General features: G+C 37.9%; 16 protein-coding genes. 10 read left to right on the top strand and 6 right to left on the bottom strand.

Annotated features, from left to right (window positions below; translation table 11 throughout):
* The first annotated feature begins 118 nt into the window (after window positions 1-118).
* Together L3Q70_RS08470 and L3Q70_RS08465 are read left to right on the top strand one after the other, a co-directional pair.
* A complete protein-coding gene (locus tag L3Q70_RS08470; RefSeq protein WP_062569404.1) occupies window positions 119-1,813 on the top strand; it encodes an NAD-dependent malic enzyme in 1,695 nt (564 codons plus the stop codon).
* 141 nt (window positions 1,814-1,954) lie between these two features.
* Window positions 1,955-2,671, top strand: coding sequence for an SIMPL domain-containing protein (locus L3Q70_RS08465; RefSeq protein ID WP_237114088.1), 717 nt, complete (start codon window positions 1,955-1,957; stop codon window positions 2,669-2,671).
* Here L3Q70_RS08465 and L3Q70_RS08460 read toward each other — a convergent pair.
* Window positions 2,668-4,026: a DUF2254 domain-containing protein gene (locus L3Q70_RS08460; RefSeq protein ID WP_062569092.1), complete on the bottom strand. Its 1,359-nt coding sequence runs from the start codon at window positions 4,024-4,026 to the stop codon at window positions 2,668-2,670. The genes L3Q70_RS08465 and L3Q70_RS08460 overlap by 4 nt on opposite strands.
* Before the next feature lie 121 nt (window positions 4,027-4,147).
* On the opposite strand from L3Q70_RS08460, the gene L3Q70_RS08455 reads away from it, so the two are divergent.
* The 5 genes from L3Q70_RS08455 (at window position 4,148) to L3Q70_RS08435 (ending at window position 7,225) form a co-directional block, all read left to right on the top strand.
* Entirely contained in the window at window positions 4,148-4,522 is a 375-nt protein-coding gene (locus tag L3Q70_RS08455; RefSeq protein ID WP_237114087.1) for an MAPEG family protein, read from the top strand.
* A gap of 69 nt (window positions 4,523-4,591) precedes the next feature.
* Window positions 4,592-5,437, top strand: a complete 846-nt coding sequence (locus L3Q70_RS08450) for a transporter substrate-binding domain-containing protein (protein WP_228074460.1) — start codon at window positions 4,592-4,594, stop codon at window positions 5,435-5,437.
* The gene (locus L3Q70_RS08445) at window positions 5,427-6,065 is read left to right on the top strand and encodes a sulfotransferase (protein WP_193988822.1); all 639 of its coding nucleotides are present in this window, start codon (window positions 5,427-5,429) and stop codon (window positions 6,063-6,065) included. The genes L3Q70_RS08450 and L3Q70_RS08445 overlap by 11 nt, the downstream gene beginning before the upstream one ends.
* 49 nt (window positions 6,066-6,114) lie before the next feature.
* Entirely contained in the window at window positions 6,115-6,687 is a 573-nt protein-coding gene (locus L3Q70_RS08440; RefSeq protein ID WP_193988821.1) for a tRNA-(ms[2]io[6]A)-hydroxylase, read from the top strand.
* Between the two features lie 166 nt (window positions 6,688-6,853).
* Window positions 6,854-7,225, top strand: a complete 372-nt coding sequence (locus tag L3Q70_RS08435) for a hypothetical protein (protein ID WP_237114086.1) — start codon at window positions 6,854-6,856, stop codon at window positions 7,223-7,225.
* Here the strand turns inward: L3Q70_RS08435 and L3Q70_RS08430 are convergent.
* A complete protein-coding gene (locus tag L3Q70_RS08430) occupies window positions 7,222-7,920 on the bottom strand; it encodes a metallophosphoesterase (RefSeq protein ID WP_237115254.1) in 699 nt (232 codons plus the stop codon). The genes L3Q70_RS08435 and L3Q70_RS08430 overlap by 4 nt on opposite strands.
* Before the next feature lie 297 nt (window positions 7,921-8,217).
* On the opposite strand from L3Q70_RS08430, the gene L3Q70_RS08425 reads away from it, so the two are divergent.
* The 3 genes from L3Q70_RS08425 (at window position 8,218) to L3Q70_RS08415 (ending at window position 11,171) form a co-directional block, all read left to right on the top strand.
* A complete protein-coding gene (locus L3Q70_RS08425; RefSeq protein WP_237114085.1) occupies window positions 8,218-9,834 on the top strand; it encodes an ATP-binding cassette domain-containing protein in 1,617 nt (538 codons plus the stop codon).
* A 139-nt stretch (window positions 9,835-9,973) separates the two neighbouring features.
* Window positions 9,974-10,405 (top strand): hypothetical protein, encoded by a 432-nt coding sequence (locus L3Q70_RS08420; protein WP_237114084.1) that lies wholly within the window; start codon window positions 9,974-9,976, stop codon window positions 10,403-10,405.
* A gap of 64 nt (window positions 10,406-10,469) precedes the next feature.
* The gene (locus tag L3Q70_RS08415; protein WP_237114083.1) at window positions 10,470-11,171 is read left to right on the top strand and encodes a hypothetical protein; all 702 of its coding nucleotides are present in this window, start codon (window positions 10,470-10,472) and stop codon (window positions 11,169-11,171) included.
* A 39-nt stretch (window positions 11,172-11,210) separates the two neighbouring features.
* Here L3Q70_RS08415 and L3Q70_RS08410 read toward each other — a convergent pair whose 3' ends face one another.
* The 4 genes from L3Q70_RS08410 to L3Q70_RS08395 form a co-directional block, all read right to left on the bottom strand.
* A complete protein-coding gene (locus L3Q70_RS08410) occupies window positions 11,211-11,690 on the bottom strand; it encodes a DUF3653 domain-containing protein (protein WP_237114082.1) in 480 nt (159 codons plus the stop codon).
* A 314-nt stretch (window positions 11,691-12,004) separates the two neighbouring features.
* Entirely contained in the window at window positions 12,005-13,354 is a 1,350-nt protein-coding gene (locus L3Q70_RS08405; RefSeq protein ID WP_237114081.1) for a zonular occludens toxin domain-containing protein, read from the bottom strand.
* A complete protein-coding gene (locus tag L3Q70_RS08400) occupies window positions 13,351-13,665 on the bottom strand; it encodes a DUF2523 family protein (protein ID WP_062567884.1) in 315 nt (104 codons plus the stop codon). The genes L3Q70_RS08405 and L3Q70_RS08400 overlap by 4 nt, the downstream gene beginning before the upstream one ends.
* Window positions 13,665-15,239 (bottom strand): hypothetical protein, encoded by a 1,575-nt coding sequence (locus L3Q70_RS08395; protein ID WP_237114080.1) that lies wholly within the window; start codon window positions 15,237-15,239, stop codon window positions 13,665-13,667. The genes L3Q70_RS08400 and L3Q70_RS08395 overlap by 1 nt, the downstream gene beginning before the upstream one ends.
* Window positions 15,240-15,271 lie beyond the last annotated feature (32 nt).

Here is a 15,271-nt window from a genome sequence, read left to right as displayed (position 1 = left end):
AGTTTAGAGCATAAAATTCATTTTCTTCAATGGTCTGACAAGGTGGTTTGTCATTGCAATTTCACCTTTAACAGTAATAATGTCAGGTCATAATTATGACGCATCAAAGCTTGGAAATATGACTACAAATACCGATCCAAATTATCTATATATTCCTTATTCAGGCCCTGGCCTTATTGAAACGCCGCTATTAAACAAAGGCAGCGCTTTTTCACAAAAAGAAAGAGAAAGTTTCAACCTAGCTGGCTTATTACCTCCTCGTTACGAGACTATCGAAGAGCAGGTTGAGCGTTGTTATCAGCAATATTCAAGCTTTAGCGACAACCTAAATAAGCACATTTACTTACGCGCAATTCAAGATAACAATGAAACCTTATACTACCGCTTAGTGCGTGATCATCTTGAAGAAATGATGCCTATCATTTACACACCAACAGTAGGTGATGCGTGCGAAAAATTCTCGGATATTTACCGCAGTGCCCGTGGTTTATTTATTTCGTATGAAGATCGTTTTCAAATTGATGATATCTTACGTAATGCTACAAAAGGTAAAGTTAAAGTTATCGTTGTAACGGACGGTGAGCGTATTCTTGGTTTAGGTGACCAAGGTATTGGTGGCATGGGTATTCCAATCGGTAAATTATCACTTTACACAGCGTGTGGTGGTATCAGCCCTGCTTATACATTACCTGTAATGCTTGATGTTGGTACGAATAACGAAAAACTGCTAAATGACCCAATGTACATGGGCGCACGTCACAAGCGTATATCACAAGACGAGTATGATGAATTCTTAGAATTATTTATTAAAGCTGTTAAACGTCGCTGGCCTAGTGTGCTGTTGCAGTTTGAAGATTTTGCACAACCGAACGCAATGCCTTTACTGAAACGTTACCGTAACGACATTTGTAGCTTTAATGATGATATCCAAGGAACAGCAGCTGTGACTGTAGGTTCATTACTTGCTGCATGTCGTGTAAAAGGTGCAAAGCTTTCTGAGCAAAAAGTAGTGTTTGTTGGCGCAGGTTCTGCGGGTTGTGGTATCGCTGAGCAAATTATCAGTACTATGGTTGCTGAAGGCATTAGCGATGAGCAAGCTCGTTCTCAAATCTTCATGGTTGACCGTTTTGGTCTACTTACTGAAGGTATGGAAGGTTTACGTGATTTCCAAGATGCACTAGCTCAACCGAAAGCACATTTAAGCGAGTGGACTTACAGTGGTGAGTACGCATCACTCCTTGATGTAATGCACTGTGCACAACCAGACATCTTAATCGGTGTATCTGGTCAACCTGGACTCTTTACAGAGCAAGTTATCCGTGCAATGCATGCATCTTGTGCACAGCCAATTATTTTCCCATTGAGTAATCCTTCGAAGCAAGTTGAAGCACTTCCTGCTGATGTAATCGAGTGGACAGACGGCCAAGCAATTGTTGCTTCAGGTAGCCCATTTGATCCTGTTAATTACAATGGCCAAGTATTTCCAATTCCTCAATGTAACAACAGCTACATCTTCCCAGGTATTGGCTTAGGCGTTATTGCAGCTAAAGCAACCCGTATTACAGATGCAATGTTAATTGTCTCGAGTGAAACGTTAGCAGAGTCTTCGCCTCGCGCTAATACCGGTAAGGGTAGTTTGTTACCTGCCTTAACTGAGATTCAGGCTTTAAGTAAACGTATTGCGTTTGCTGTCGCTAAAAAAGCGATGGAAGAGGGCGTTGCATTAGAATTAAGTGATGAAGCTCTATGGGCTGCAATCGAAAAGAATTACTGGTTACCTGAATACCGTAACTACAAACGTCGTAGTATTTAATTCTTTATTTCTATTTAGAAAAAACAGGCTTTTTAGCCTGTTTTTTTATCGTTATTAAAAAATTTGCGCAATCGCCTTGTTCATATTGAATTAACCCTTTAAGGTGATAATGAACGGAGTTTAAGTTAAGGAACATGAATTATGCGTAAGTTCGTTTTTGCCACAATTGCCAGTGCAATCAGTTTAAATGTATTTGCTCAATCAGCACCTGATTCACCTCATATCTACATTCAAGGCCAAGCAACCGTTACCGCTATTCCTGATAACGTCAAGCTGACAGTGGGTATCGTCGAAGTTGATAAAGACCTAATAGCAGCAAAAAATAAAGCTGACACCACTATGGCTAAAGCGATAAAGTTAGCCAAAAGCCAAGGTGTAGATGAAAAAGGTATTTATGCTTCTAATATCTCGATTGATAGACAAACCGAATATAACAGAGAAACAGGTAAACAAAATTTTGTAGGTTACCGTGTAACGCGAAGCTTATCTCTGACCCTAGAAGACTTAAAAAAATACCCAATATTATTACAGCAACTTGTTGATTCAGGTATTAATGAAATAAATCAAACTCAATTTGTTTCTAGCCGCTATGATGAGCTGCACAAACAAGCACAAAAGCTCGCGATAAAAGATGCCAAAGCAGCAGCAAAAGAGCTTGCAAGTGATTATGGTGTAGAGCTAAAAGGTTTATATACGGCTTCGAATAGTCCTCTAAAGACCGATGTACAACCGTATATGCGTGCTGAAAAAATGATGGTTGCCGCAGATGCATCAGGTAACTACGTGCCGGATGCCTATCAAAGTGGTGAAATCACCATCACGGCCAGTAGTTACGCTGTTTACCTTATCGAAAATTAATCTTCTGAATTGGTGGTAAATTTTGCCACCAATTTTTCCCCTTTGTCTTCAGATATTCTCGCAATTGCTTTTAGCATGTTGGTAATTTGTTCTCTGTCGTAATCATTACTTGTATTACGGTCTATATCCTCTACTATCGCTTCTAAATAAATGAACAGGCTCTCTGTGGCTTCACTGTTTTCAGAGGATCTGAATAGAATATTTTTAAACGCTTCGAGTACATTAACCATTACATAAGCATCACCCTTGGCGTAATTGCGTATAGGGGTAAAGTTATCGTGCAATAGCTCGTCAAAAGATGTTTCGTGCAGATATAAATACGGCTTATCACCCTCAGCATGCTTCAGCGAGTAGTTCACATCGCTAATATTGAGCCTTTTAATGAGTAGAATACTCAACATATCGATCGCTTTTACTGCCGTACCAGGATCATTAATGCCTGGGCTCATTGCTTTTACTGCGATTTCAGAAATTTGCGTCATACCATAGCGGTAATGGTCACGAATGTATTCTTCTATATAAAAAATAAAACAAGCAAGCAGCTCTTCTACAAGTTCAGGTTTATCTGATAAATCCGTATCACACTTTAAAAAGGGATAACCTTTAACCGTAAAAAAACCTTGTTTAACCGAGATATAAATTCTGATGTTATGTTTCTTACACAAAGCACATAATTTATCACTGTGTGCACCTTTAAAGTAACCTTCTGTTTTACTTTTAATGCTATGCCAATCATCAAAGCGAGGAAAGTCGTTAACAGGGTTCTCCTCCTGCATTGAAATAATACTCTTTAGCTCCGCTTTGGTATTCTTGAATAAATCGTTGAGAACATTATCCACTTGAATTGCTTTAGAAATTGAGTGAATAAAGTAAACAAAAAAGCCCAATGAAATAAGGCCAAAAATTAATGAAAACAAGATGCCCAGAGAAGGGATCCCCGTATCTCCATCCCCAATAGTACGGATATTAATAAGCATAATAATGGTGTAAATAATGCTACCTAAATAAAAACCCAGTACAAGTTGATGTGATTTACGAGTAATGAGGCCAGGAAGTACTCTGGGAGACAGGCTGGCACTGGCACTATTTAATACAACCATTACCATCGAAAAGCTAAACACAGTGAGTGAAATAATACTGCCTGCTAGTGTGCTTAAGATGGTTCTGGCGTTTTCTTCACTGTCGACCAGTAACACACCAATGAGCTCTTTAAATTCCATCGATAAAGACGAATACTCAATTGCCGTTGTCACTAAAGCAAAAACTAAAAACATCACCGAGAGCATAGATGGGTAAAACCCTATACTGCTTATCATTTCTCGGTAGTTATCAGCTAATTTTCTTGGCGTAAACATGCACTTCCTTAAGAACAGTTAGACTTTCGATATGATCAAGTCATAATAGTTGAGAATATACAAACAGCCTAGCAATAAACTTGGCTAAGCGTCTAATGTTAAATAAAAATTTGGAAAAAATGTGATTGTTTCAATATTTGCAGCCGTTTTGGCAATAATGTACATCCAGTTAAGTTTTAGGGTAATTAACCTACGCAAAAAAAAGAAAATCTCGTTGGGAGACGGCGGAGACAGCACATTAAATGCTGCAATTCGCACCCATGGAAATTTTATCGAATACGTGCCTTTTTCGTTGATTCTGCTATTTTTAGTAGAGTATCAAGGTCTTTCAAGCCATTACTGCTATGTTTTAGGTTTAATGTTAGTCGTCGGACGCATTTGCCACAGTTACGCACTAGCAGAAAATCAATTGAAATTCCGTGTTATTGGAATGGGGCTTACCTTTTTAACTATGATACTAAGCGCAGTTTTATTATTAATCACACGAGTTATTTAGCTTATGCAAACGTCTGTTTTTACACTTGCCTTTCTTTTATGTTGTCAAAGCGCGCTTGCAAGTGTAGAAATGGACAACTCAACATCAAGCATAACTTCAGATAATCAAACGCTCCGTGTGGTGTACCCTAAGACCATGCCAAATTTAGATGAAGAGGTGCTTTATCCGCTCATTTTACTTCGCTCTGCTTTAGAACATAGTGGTGTAAAGTTCATACTAACTCCTTCTAAACACCTTCTAGGCCAAAGCCGTGTACTAAGACAAATAGAAGTTGGTGGAGAGATCAACGTCAACTGGACCATGACAACGATTGAGCGAGAGCAACGATTATTCCCATTAAGAGTGCCTTTGTTCAAAGGTTTATACGGATGGCGTTTACTTTTAACAACCCAATCGCAATTAAAGCAGCTAGAGCAACTGCACACGTTAGATGATTTAAAGACGGTTTACTTCGTTCAAGGGCAAGACTGGCCCGATACAAAAATACTTCGAGACAACGGACTCGTTGTATTTACCTCTTTAGATTATACGTCACTTTTTAACATGCTAAATAAAGGGCGAGGGCAGTTGTTTCCTCGTTCAATTCTGGAAGTTGATATAGAAAAAGCAATATTTGAAAATGACATGGAACTTGAAGTGTTACCACAACTCATGCTGAAATACCCAAGCCCAATATATTTCTTTTTTAATAAGAACAACACTAAAATTGCTGATGCAGTCACTAAGGGTATTAATATCATGCGTGAAAATGGCGAATTTGATCGCCTTTTTTATAAATATAATGGCGCAGCAATCAATAATGCCAGCATACACACTAAGACTATTATAGAATTAGAAAATAAAGATTTACCTCCATTAACCCCTGTAAGCGATGCTTCTTTGTGGTTAACCATACAGACTGTGAATGAAAAATAAGATATTTATAATCGGTTTGCCGCGCACAGGCACAACCAGCATATGCCATAGCTTTTTAGAGCTAGGATATAAAACAGCACACACGGCTTATACCCAACAATCAATCCACAACGCAGAAGTTATTGCCGATACCCCAGTGTTCAATGAATATAAACTACTCGACAAGCACTTCGATAATTGTAGATTTATTAATTTAGAGCGCGAGCTAACTAAATGGCTGCCATCTATAAGGCAACTGCTTACACGCATGCACACCAACTTAATGCGAGAAGATGGTGGCTTTAATACTCACCTTAAACGTTGTTACTTAGATACTTTTGGCTGTTTTAATTTGTCCGATATTGAATCTGACGAATACCTAACCCAGTGTTATAACCGCCACCAAAATCAAGTTTCTGAGTATTTTAGAGGGCGAGAGCACCAGCTCTTGTCTTTGAGTGTTGCTGATGAGCAAAGTCCTAAACTACTTCAAAACTTTCTTCAAACAGAGCAAACTATCACCTTTAAACCACTGAATATAGCGGGCAAAGTAACAGCTTGGAATGACATAAAACACCCTAACAAAGTGGCCTCTACACGAAATGGAAAAATAGATAAGTCACTGGGTTACAATCACAAGATTTTATAACGTAAATGCGCTAAAATCGCCGCCATTATTAGTTAAGTTGTTCGCTATTATGTTTGAATTAAAATATCACACGCCATTTGAATGGACTGAAGGTGTTCTTGCAGACTTTGATACCTTCTTGCAAGACCATGCCGCAGCTGAAAAAAAAGCTTCGGGTATGGCTATGTCAATGCTATCTCATTATCCAGATCGTCGTAAGCTGGTTAAAGCTATGACTGATTTGGCTTTAGAAGAGATGATTCATTTTAAACAAGTACTTAAGCTTTTAATGGAACGTGATGTTTCATTAGGTAATGATCAAAAAGATCCTTATATTAAGAATATTCGCGCATTATTCAGAAATGGCCGTGATGAGTTTTTAATGGACCGATTATTAGTCGCTGGTGTTATTGAAGCGCGAGGTCATGAACGTTTCTCTTTAGTTGCCGAGGCACTTCCTGCTGGTAAAGAAAAAGATTTTTATGTAGCTATCGCCAAGTCTGAAGAAAAACATAAAAACTTATTTGTTGAACTTGCATATGAATACTTTGACAAAACAGAAGTGGATACAAGATTAGAAGAGATCCTCGTTGCCGAAGCTGAAATATGTAAGAAGATTCCGTTTACAGCTGCACTTCATTAAAAGTTCATAACGTATCATTCGGTAACCCTTGATACGTTAAACAACTTTTAAAAACAACAATTAAGTGTTTAGAGAATGCTCAAATCAAGACAAATTAATGAAATAAACAGTTAGTATTCATCTTACTGTCCTATAGTTAAAAGGAACTAACTTTAAGGACAGAAGCATGAAATGGATGATGACTTTCACCACGCTATCATTAATAGGAATAGTAGTTGCTGGTAACACAATTTACTTCGAGGTTGAGCACTTTCGTTCAAATGATACGCCTCGCGAAATAACGCCTAGTATGTATCGCTCACTTATGTGGCATAGTGGTATCTACAATAATGAAGAGTTTTTGCAAGTCGCTAAAAGCTGTTTTAGTGACGGTAAAATCGATACACGAGAATATGCAAAACTGACAAATCTAGCAAAAGAAATCAGTGGGCCAGTTATCTATTTACAAGAAACAAATGAGCAACTTTGGCATGCTCGTCAACAATACAAACAATACCTTGAAGAAAATACAGCCACCAGACTTGCCACTTTAAACTAAATGGAACTGTACTGGTTAATTAAACGTTCAAGTTCCACAATAGTTGGCTTTCCGCCTAGATAATTGGTATCTATATGGTAAGTGTTGCCAAGCCAATAGGGGGTTTGAGTCGTGTTATGGCCATGAATTGAAAAACTAATACTGGGATTATCTTCGACTATCCTCTGCTTTACTATTGTTCGTTCCCACAAAAGAGCGGAGACCGCAAGTTGTTTATCATTAGCAGGAACTAACCAATTCCAATTATGCGATACTGTGTGCGATAAACCAATTTTAGCCCCTCGATAATCCAATAAATATGAAAGAGGGCGATTGCGTAAGTAATTGCAAACAAATTCAAGTTCTTCATCACTCGTATCTATATGCCAGCGACCACCATTTTTAACCCATAACGAAAAGTAATCTTTATCGTGTGTAAGCAAAGATTCTAGCAACATATGTTCATGATTACCCAGCGACATGTAAACCCCCAACTCTATAAAGCGTTTGATGAGTTTTACACTATCAGCACCTCTATCTATAACGTCACCAAGCGAAAACAGCACATCGTGATTTTTATCAAAATTTACAGATTTAAGCGCTTGCTCAAATTTAGTCAAGTCAGCGTCTAAATCGCCAATGACAAATACACGCTTATTAGCATCAAAATGAACTTTAACTTGTATTGGGTTTTGTAAGTGAGCGTCACAATTCACTAAATTCAAAATAGACTCCTTTAATTAGTCAATGAGTTAAGGGTAACATAACTCGTTGCTATTTAATCATTGGCTGGTTATCATTTAACCTCACCTTTAGGAGTAGATGCCAACATGAACAACTAAACCTGTTATCCAATTTCATTCTATCTTTTTGGACCAGCAGGGTTAGTAGGCGTTGCTCACTATCACTTTACATTATGTTACTTCTTGCGTGATCAACCGCTTATACCAATTCGCTTAATTAAATATATTATTGTGAATTGGTATCACTGCCCCTGTCATACAGGAGGCACTATGCCACACCTTCAAGCTTTTAATTTATGTTATCAACATGGCAATGGCGATGTTGTTTTTAACAAACTCTCATTTTCACTCACTGCTAAAGTCACTGCGTTAGTCGGAAGAAACGGCTGTGGTAAATCAATATTAGCGTCGATACTTGCTAAGCAAAGAGAACCTAACTCTGGCACGGTTGTTTGTAATTCAACCCTCGGTTTTTACTGGCAAATGGACGATGTAAAGCAAACGGATGACCAAACAATCGCAGAGGCTATTGGGCTAGAGCACATCTTTAATGCTCATGATGCGATAAGCCAGGGGCAAGTTACAGAGCAAAATCTAACTTTGCTCGAGGGGAATTGGGACTTAGCAGAGCGCTTTAACGCAGAGCTTTTAAGGCTCGATGTTAAAAACAAAGGCCACAACTCATTAAGTAAACATTTAAGCGGTGGCCAGCTTAGCCAATTAAAGCTTTGGGCACTATTTACCTGCATTAAGCCCGACATTTTAATACTGGATGAGCCATCAAACCACTTAGATGCAAAAGGCAAAAGCGGGCTTATAAAGCAAATAAATAGCTTTAAAGGGCAGATATTACTGATAAGTCATGACCGAGAACTGTTAGAAGAAGCGCATGAAGTTTGGGAGCTAACATCCCTTGGTTTAACACAATATTGCACGTGTTTTTCACAATACCATAGTCAAAAGCAGCAGCAAGTTGCTGCCCTTGAAAACAAGTTAAACCACATTGTTAAACAGCAAACTAAACTTAAAGCAGCAGAGCAATTACAAAAGCAAAAAGCACAAAAGCGAGCAAACCAAGGTGCAAAACTTAGAAAGTCTGGCAGCCAACCCAAAAAGTTGATGGATACTAAAAAAGATAAAGCCAGCGCTCATTTATCATCACAAAATAAAAATACCGCTAAACGAGAAGGCATACTGACTAGTAATAAACAAGAGCTTTCTAGCCAGCTTGAACAAACTAAAGCGCAGCAATTTTATTTAGCACAATCAAATAAAGCTAAGCATCATAAAGTACTTAGCCTGGAGGACGTTGTATTATCACACGGCACACAAAAGCCACTTAATTTTCAAGTATTCAGTGATGATAAAATTCATTTAGCGGGCGCAAATGGCACTGGTAAATCAACCTTACTTAAAACTCTGACATACGACATACCAGTAAAAGCAGGGCAGTTACATTGCAATCAAGCACTCTATTATTTAGACCAATATTTCACATTAATAAACAACCAACTAACCCTGCTTGAAAACATCATGGCTCACTGTAAAAACCTAGATGAGAGCACAGTACGTACTTTACTTGCCAGTATGGGCTTTAGAAAAGACGCGGTTTTTAAACACGCCGCATTTTTAAGTGGCGGCGAAAAAATGAAGCTCGCCATGTGTATCGTCAGTAATATTGAAAGCACTGCATTTTTGTTATTAGATGAACCGGATAATCATCTCGACCTTGAATCTAAACGGCTCTTGGCTCAGTCATTACAAGGTTTTAAAGGTGGTTTTATACTCGTAAGCCATGATAAATACTTTGTAGAAAGCATCGGCTGCTGTAGGCAAATTGTGTTACAAGCTCGATGTGTAAAATTCCCATCGTTATTCATCGAATAACGACTCAGCCCCAATTAACGGGATTCGCCACATATTTAAGGCTAAAACCTAAGTATTACCCGCTTTTAAATGGCACGGTCAATGTAACAACAGTTAACGCTCTAAAATAAATCCAGTTTATAGAATAAGGAAAAATAAAATGAAAGATGAAAAGTACATATCATTAGTGTGTGATTGTCTATTGGCTTTTCAGATGCTTGAAGAGGGTTTAAAAATATTGATAATAGGATCGTATGAAATCATAGCTAAATCAACTCCCGAAGAAATTGATTTTAAGTTTGATTATGGCTCTATTGATGACTTAGCCCTTAAAATGCTGATAAAAAAGTATATTGCAGTAACAAGTAATAATGAGCTAATTCAGGCTTTAAAAAGTAAAGATCTTACAAAGTGGAGAAACTTTTTTGCTCACAATGCCTTTCACCATGAGTTAATGAAACGTAATTCTAAGAGTCAATATACAGAACACTCTTACGAGGATTTAATGTTAGTCCGAAAAAAAATACATAGATTAAACAATGATTTGACCAAAGAAGTTATAAAGCTTAGGAAAGTGAAAGATTCTATATAAAAGTTAACAGAGACTTCTTTAAGCTCCTAGACATGCTCGATCTAAAAATATTAGGGAATAATATATGAAGAAAAAATGCAATTCGCAAAGTGCATTCGCATTAATAAAATTCTTTACTCATAAGGAGCACTACTTAAGTTTTTTAGCAGGAACAAGTTTGTTCCGGACGCCTCATTATTATCGAACTTGTGAAGATATTGGAAGAGGTGATCGTAATGAATCTTGTGTACTGTTTTGGGAGCAAGGATTAAGCGGAATAAAACCTAAGTTCTTTAACCCAGACGGTACTGAAAATATCAATAAAGCCTTCAAAAGCCTTCTAGTTTATCCTATTCATGAGCAACATGATGCTTGGATGCAATCTTGGTCTATTATAGGTCCGAACAATGATTTCGATGGATCTTTGGAGAAGATGCAGCAAGAATTTGGCTCTTTTTTTGTTATCTTACCTGCTAAAAGGATTGAGGATTATGCACATTTAGTGGAAAAGTCTAGCGGGTTAAAAGTCAGATTTGGTTCTGTTCAATACTCAGAAGATCCAACAAAGCGGTCACTGACAGTAAAAGATTCTAAGTATAGTTATCAAAAAGAGTTCAGGTTCTTTGCTGGAGAGTGCTCTAAAGGAATGTTAGAAGACAAGTTTTTCAAATTACCTAAACTTGGAAAGTTGTTACTTGATGTTCAGAGCTTAGAACTCACTTCACCTAATGGTGTGATTACATATTGTTCTGTAGGGTACAAAGGTATAGTAACAGTGAAACCTTGATGAAATAGTGAAAAAACCGCACAAAGTGTGCGGTTAAGTTTAAGCAGTATTTTTGTCACCGTATTTTAAAACAATATCCTTGAGGGCTAGTTGATCGCCCATTTTAATTAAGTCATTACCAATAGTTTTGAGGGTTTCACTGGCTTGGACTAAATCATGTAAGTGGGCGATTTGCTGTTTAAGAGATTCAGTTTCAGATTCGTTGTAACGTACAGAACGCTGCAAAAAATCAATTTTATTGATAGTACTAGGTTCGTAACGTTTACCACGAGGTGTCCACAAATATCCATCTCGACATATGAAAAAACCATCCCAAGATCTATGAAACGTAAAACTCCCGTTAATACGTGATTCAAGCATTGCAATCGCGCGTGGGCAAGGGTTGTTTGTTGAAATCCAGCGTTCAAGTGTGCGTTCAGACTTAATTAACAAGAAATCCATAGCTGCACGGCGATCAAGTTTGCCGAAATTCATAAATCCAGCTCTAAATAGCAGTTGTTTAAAATCAGTCATTTCCATTTAAATCCATTGACGTTGTTATGTTGTTGCGTCTACGCGGAGGAATGTTTGATGATTTTTTTAGATTGATAATTATATTTTCAATTAGTTTTATAGATTGATAGCCAAAATTAGAAAACATATAAAAACAGGGCGTAGGATACCGTTTTAAAACGAACGGGGAAACACCGACAATATGACAGAAAATACAGTATTTAACATAATATAAATTATGGGTTGTTAGTGATGGTAAGTAATAAAGTAAATTGATAACCCCAGCACACACAGTCAGAGGCTCGAAACTCGCCTTTCTGTCTGTGTGTTTGCTGTGGGTGTTAGAATTGTCTTAGATAAATATTTTTATCTAAGTATTTGAGTATCGGCAAATCTTCTCTAAGGTAAACGGAGTAACCTATCTTCTCTAGATAATTAGAACTTAAAGTTATTATCTCAGGCTCTTTTACTTGTTCAGATTGTTCGGTTTGGTTTTCACCTTCCCCCATAACTGATGTTTTTTGGCGCTCAACATCCTTGCCAGTTACACAATTTATATAATGTTCAACCGTAATAATGCCATGACTTTTTTTGAGTGTATATCCACCGTATTCATAGTCATCACATATTTCATTTAAGGGATGCTCAAACTTCTGCGGCTTATAAGTTAAATCTAATTTTGGTTTAGCAATGGTTTGTTCTGCTTGCTGTTTAACATCAGTGTTTGTCGATTCAGGTGTGCTGTCAGTGAAAGGTTCGTCAGAACCAACAATCCCCAAGTTAACAAACAAGGTATAAACAACATAGATTAATAGAGGGATAGCAAGTAAAAACAAAAAAGCTTTTGGTGGTAATTTAAATTTAGCGGTATGTTCATCAGCAGACCAATAAACACCATAGAAACTTGAATCCCTGCGCATCATTTTAGATGAACATTTATCTAAGTCCCCCTTATAGTCAGTATTAAACTGCTTATCACGTTGAAAGCGTGTAATAGCTGAACCACCCATCGGTCTAAAATAGTGAATATGGGAGTTGGTACACTTCTGGATAACGTTATCTAAAAAGGTGTAGTGTTGTGTCACAAGGTGAATATCGACACCTGAATGCCTATGTTTTTGGAACTGGGTATAGTGCTTAGGTCGTTTGGCGCTATTGGCCATAGGTGGAAAATAGTCTTGGCATTCATCAAACACGCTAATTGAACCATTAGGTAGCTCATACCACTGTGTAGGGTCATCCGTTTTAGTCCAGTGGTAATTAAGCAACTTGATGGATTCAATTGTTGGTTCTTCTGATTCATCCATGTAAGTATCCAAAGCTACTAAATTTTGCTTTGGGTAGCAGTTTCTACACCACGTTACGAATAAATTTATAACTGCCCGTTCATCATAAAGCTTAAATTGTGGTGCCAACCAAGGCACATCAACTAGCTCAACCAATTTATCTTGCTCATGGGCATGTTTAATAATTTTAGAGTACCGGTGCCCTTTTTTTGTCTGCTGAACAGTAGGATAGAACACACCATAAAACCACCCTGAAAAGCTATTACAAAAATCCAAATCAAGCAAAAAGCACTTGATATTGTTATAAAACTTTTCCTTTTGTGTAACGGAGGAATCTTCACAAATTTCTTTCAATGTATTTAATGTTTTGCCCGCACCAGGCACACCTGTTCGTAAATAAATCATGCGTTAGGTGCTCCCATTTTCATCTTAGTAACAGAGCCAGCGGACGTTAATCCGCGAATAGTTAAAGCAGCTGCGTAAGCACCCATCATAAAACCGAGGGCTTCGTCTAATTTTGCGTAGTTGAATACAGCAAGCACCTCGACTGGTAATGTCGAAGAGTTAGCAACTATTAAATTAAATAGATAGTCGATACCAAATGAACCAAGTTCATAGGTGACGTAACCAAAACCAAGACCAACAAGAACTTTAGAAACTAAGCTAGGGAGTAACGTAGCAAGCGCTGCAAAAAATGCTTGAATTAAAAATGGCATTAGACTGACCTCACAATAATAGCGGCACTATGGATTAATGAACTAAGCACAATCAAACCAGATAGAGCCTGTAAAAAATAAATGATGTAATGGAAGCTAAAACAAGCGGTGTAACCAGTGGTTAAGGTGATACATTTTTCTTGTGGTAACTCTGCATCAGGTAGCCAGTTTTGATATTTTTGGGCGTACTGCTCTAGGTTCTTGGTTTCATGAGGTAGTTCAACACCATCACCAGAGCCAATACCCGCACATTCTTCAATTGTTCCTTCACAATCTTGACCGCCAATATTACCGTTAACTGTACCATTACCACCGCCGCCACCACCGCCAGATATTTCTAATCCATTTATGGCATCTATTACCCCCTGCAATTTCCCATGAGTAATAGCTGTGTTACGTTCATCATCTTCACGATGGAAATAGATTTGTGTTTCAATATCACCTAGGGCTGCAATAATAGCATTTGTGTTTTTTGTATCTGCTTCAGTTTGCTTGTTATGTAATAAGTTATCATTGTCCATATGTCTATTGGTGCTATTCTCAATTTCTATCTCTACATTGTTTAAATGGCAGATAGAATCACCAGCTTGACAACTTGCTTTGTTCTTTTGTGCGTTTGGGGTTTCATCAACTTTGTTTTCATCGTTATTATGAGGCGTATCTTCAGGTACATCTGGAGCTGAAGGACAATTAAGAACATTTATATTAGAGTCACCCGTTTTTGTTACAGTACAAGAACCCTCATCACCTTCATCAGCTAATTTTTTAGTATCATAGGGCTTATCACCACATGCAACACCTTGGCTAAGACCTATTGCATGTTTGTTTGATTTGCCAATGTTTTCCGAATTTACTGTATATGCACATCCCCCATTACAATACAATCCAGCACCGTTAAAGGATTGGCCTAGATTAGGGCTTGTATATAATTCCTTGCTAGAACCTTGGGCTGGGCAGTCTTTAGGTATACAGCCACTAGAACCTAATTGAGCAGAAGTACCTCTAGAGTGGTAACCAGCGGGGCAATCTTCAGGTTCTTTTGGTTTAGCACACCAGAAAGGCGAATCGTCACCAGTAACTGGAACCCCTCTATCAGGGTCAGGGCTTACTTCAATTGTATGTTCAGCGGAATTAGAAGGAGGGCAGCTATAAGTATATTCACCAGCTATATTTGCAAAAAATACGGAGTAGGTTCTGCGAGTAGGAAGTCTTGTTCCATCTGAATATTTACGAACACCAGACTGAAAAATTTTAAGGGTTCCATTTTCAGATTGGCACGTTCCGCCATCAGCCATATCATACTCTTCAGTCGAATAACCTTCGACAGTAGCGGCTAAAGACATACAGGATTGCATCTTTACATCTCTACCTTCTGAATCAGGACCACCGCAAACTTTATGAGTTAAGTCACCACCACCATGAAATGATGCAGCTTCACATGGTTCCATTTGATGTTTGGGCTTTAGTAAATCACTTAAGTCGGGGCCGTATAAATCCGATAAAGCAAATGCGTTTATTTTTGAAACAAAAAAGGCGCTCATTAGCGCCAATATAAATATTAGTATTCGCATCATTGCGCCTTAGTTTTAATCATCGAAAAGGATAT

Source organism: Pseudoalteromonas sp. CF6-2 (assembly GCF_021729425.1).
Taxonomy (GTDB): Bacteria; Pseudomonadota; Gammaproteobacteria; order Enterobacterales; family Alteromonadaceae; genus Pseudoalteromonas; species Pseudoalteromonas arabiensis.
Note: the sequence above shows the minus strand (reverse complement) of the source record. Positions and strands in the feature narration are given on the sequence as shown.

Bases quoted from the DNA above. Each gene is read 5' to 3' on its own strand.
- L3Q70_RS08425 (WP_237114085.1), top strand. From the start codon at position 8,218: ATGCCACACCTTCAAGCTTTTAATTTATGTTATCAACATGGCAATGGC.
- L3Q70_RS08470 (WP_062569404.1), top strand. From the start codon at position 119: ATGACTACAAATACCGATCCAAATTATCTATATATTCCTTATTCAGGC.
- L3Q70_RS08400 (WP_062567884.1), bottom strand. From the start codon at position 13,665: ATGCCATTTTTAATTCAAGCATTTTTTGCAGCGCTTGCTACGTTACTC.
- L3Q70_RS08420 (WP_237114084.1), top strand. From the start codon at position 9,974: ATGAAAGATGAAAAGTACATATCATTAGTGTGTGATTGTCTATTGGCT.
- L3Q70_RS08410 (WP_237114082.1), bottom strand. From the start codon at position 11,690: ATGGAAATGACTGATTTTAAACAACTGCTATTTAGAGCTGGATTTATG.
- L3Q70_RS08450 (WP_228074460.1), top strand. From the start codon at position 4,592: ATGGACAACTCAACATCAAGCATAACTTCAGATAATCAAACGCTCCGT.
- L3Q70_RS08395 (WP_237114080.1), bottom strand. From the start codon at position 15,239: ATGATGCGAATACTAATATTTATATTGGCGCTAATGAGCGCCTTTTTT.
- L3Q70_RS08465 (WP_237114088.1), top strand. From the start codon at position 1,955: ATGCGTAAGTTCGTTTTTGCCACAATTGCCAGTGCAATCAGTTTAAAT.
- L3Q70_RS08445 (WP_193988822.1), top strand. From the start codon at position 5,427: ATGAAAAATAAGATATTTATAATCGGTTTGCCGCGCACAGGCACAACC.
- L3Q70_RS08415 (WP_237114083.1), top strand. From the start codon at position 10,470: ATGAAGAAAAAATGCAATTCGCAAAGTGCATTCGCATTAATAAAATTC.
- L3Q70_RS08435 (WP_237114086.1), top strand. From the start codon at position 6,854: ATGAAATGGATGATGACTTTCACCACGCTATCATTAATAGGAATAGTA.
- L3Q70_RS08460 (WP_062569092.1), bottom strand. From the start codon at position 4,026: ATGTTTACGCCAAGAAAATTAGCTGATAACTACCGAGAAATGATAAGC.
- L3Q70_RS08405 (WP_237114081.1), bottom strand. From the start codon at position 13,354: ATGATTTATTTACGAACAGGTGTGCCTGGTGCGGGCAAAACATTAAAT.
- L3Q70_RS08440 (WP_193988821.1), top strand. From the start codon at position 6,115: ATGTTTGAATTAAAATATCACACGCCATTTGAATGGACTGAAGGTGTT.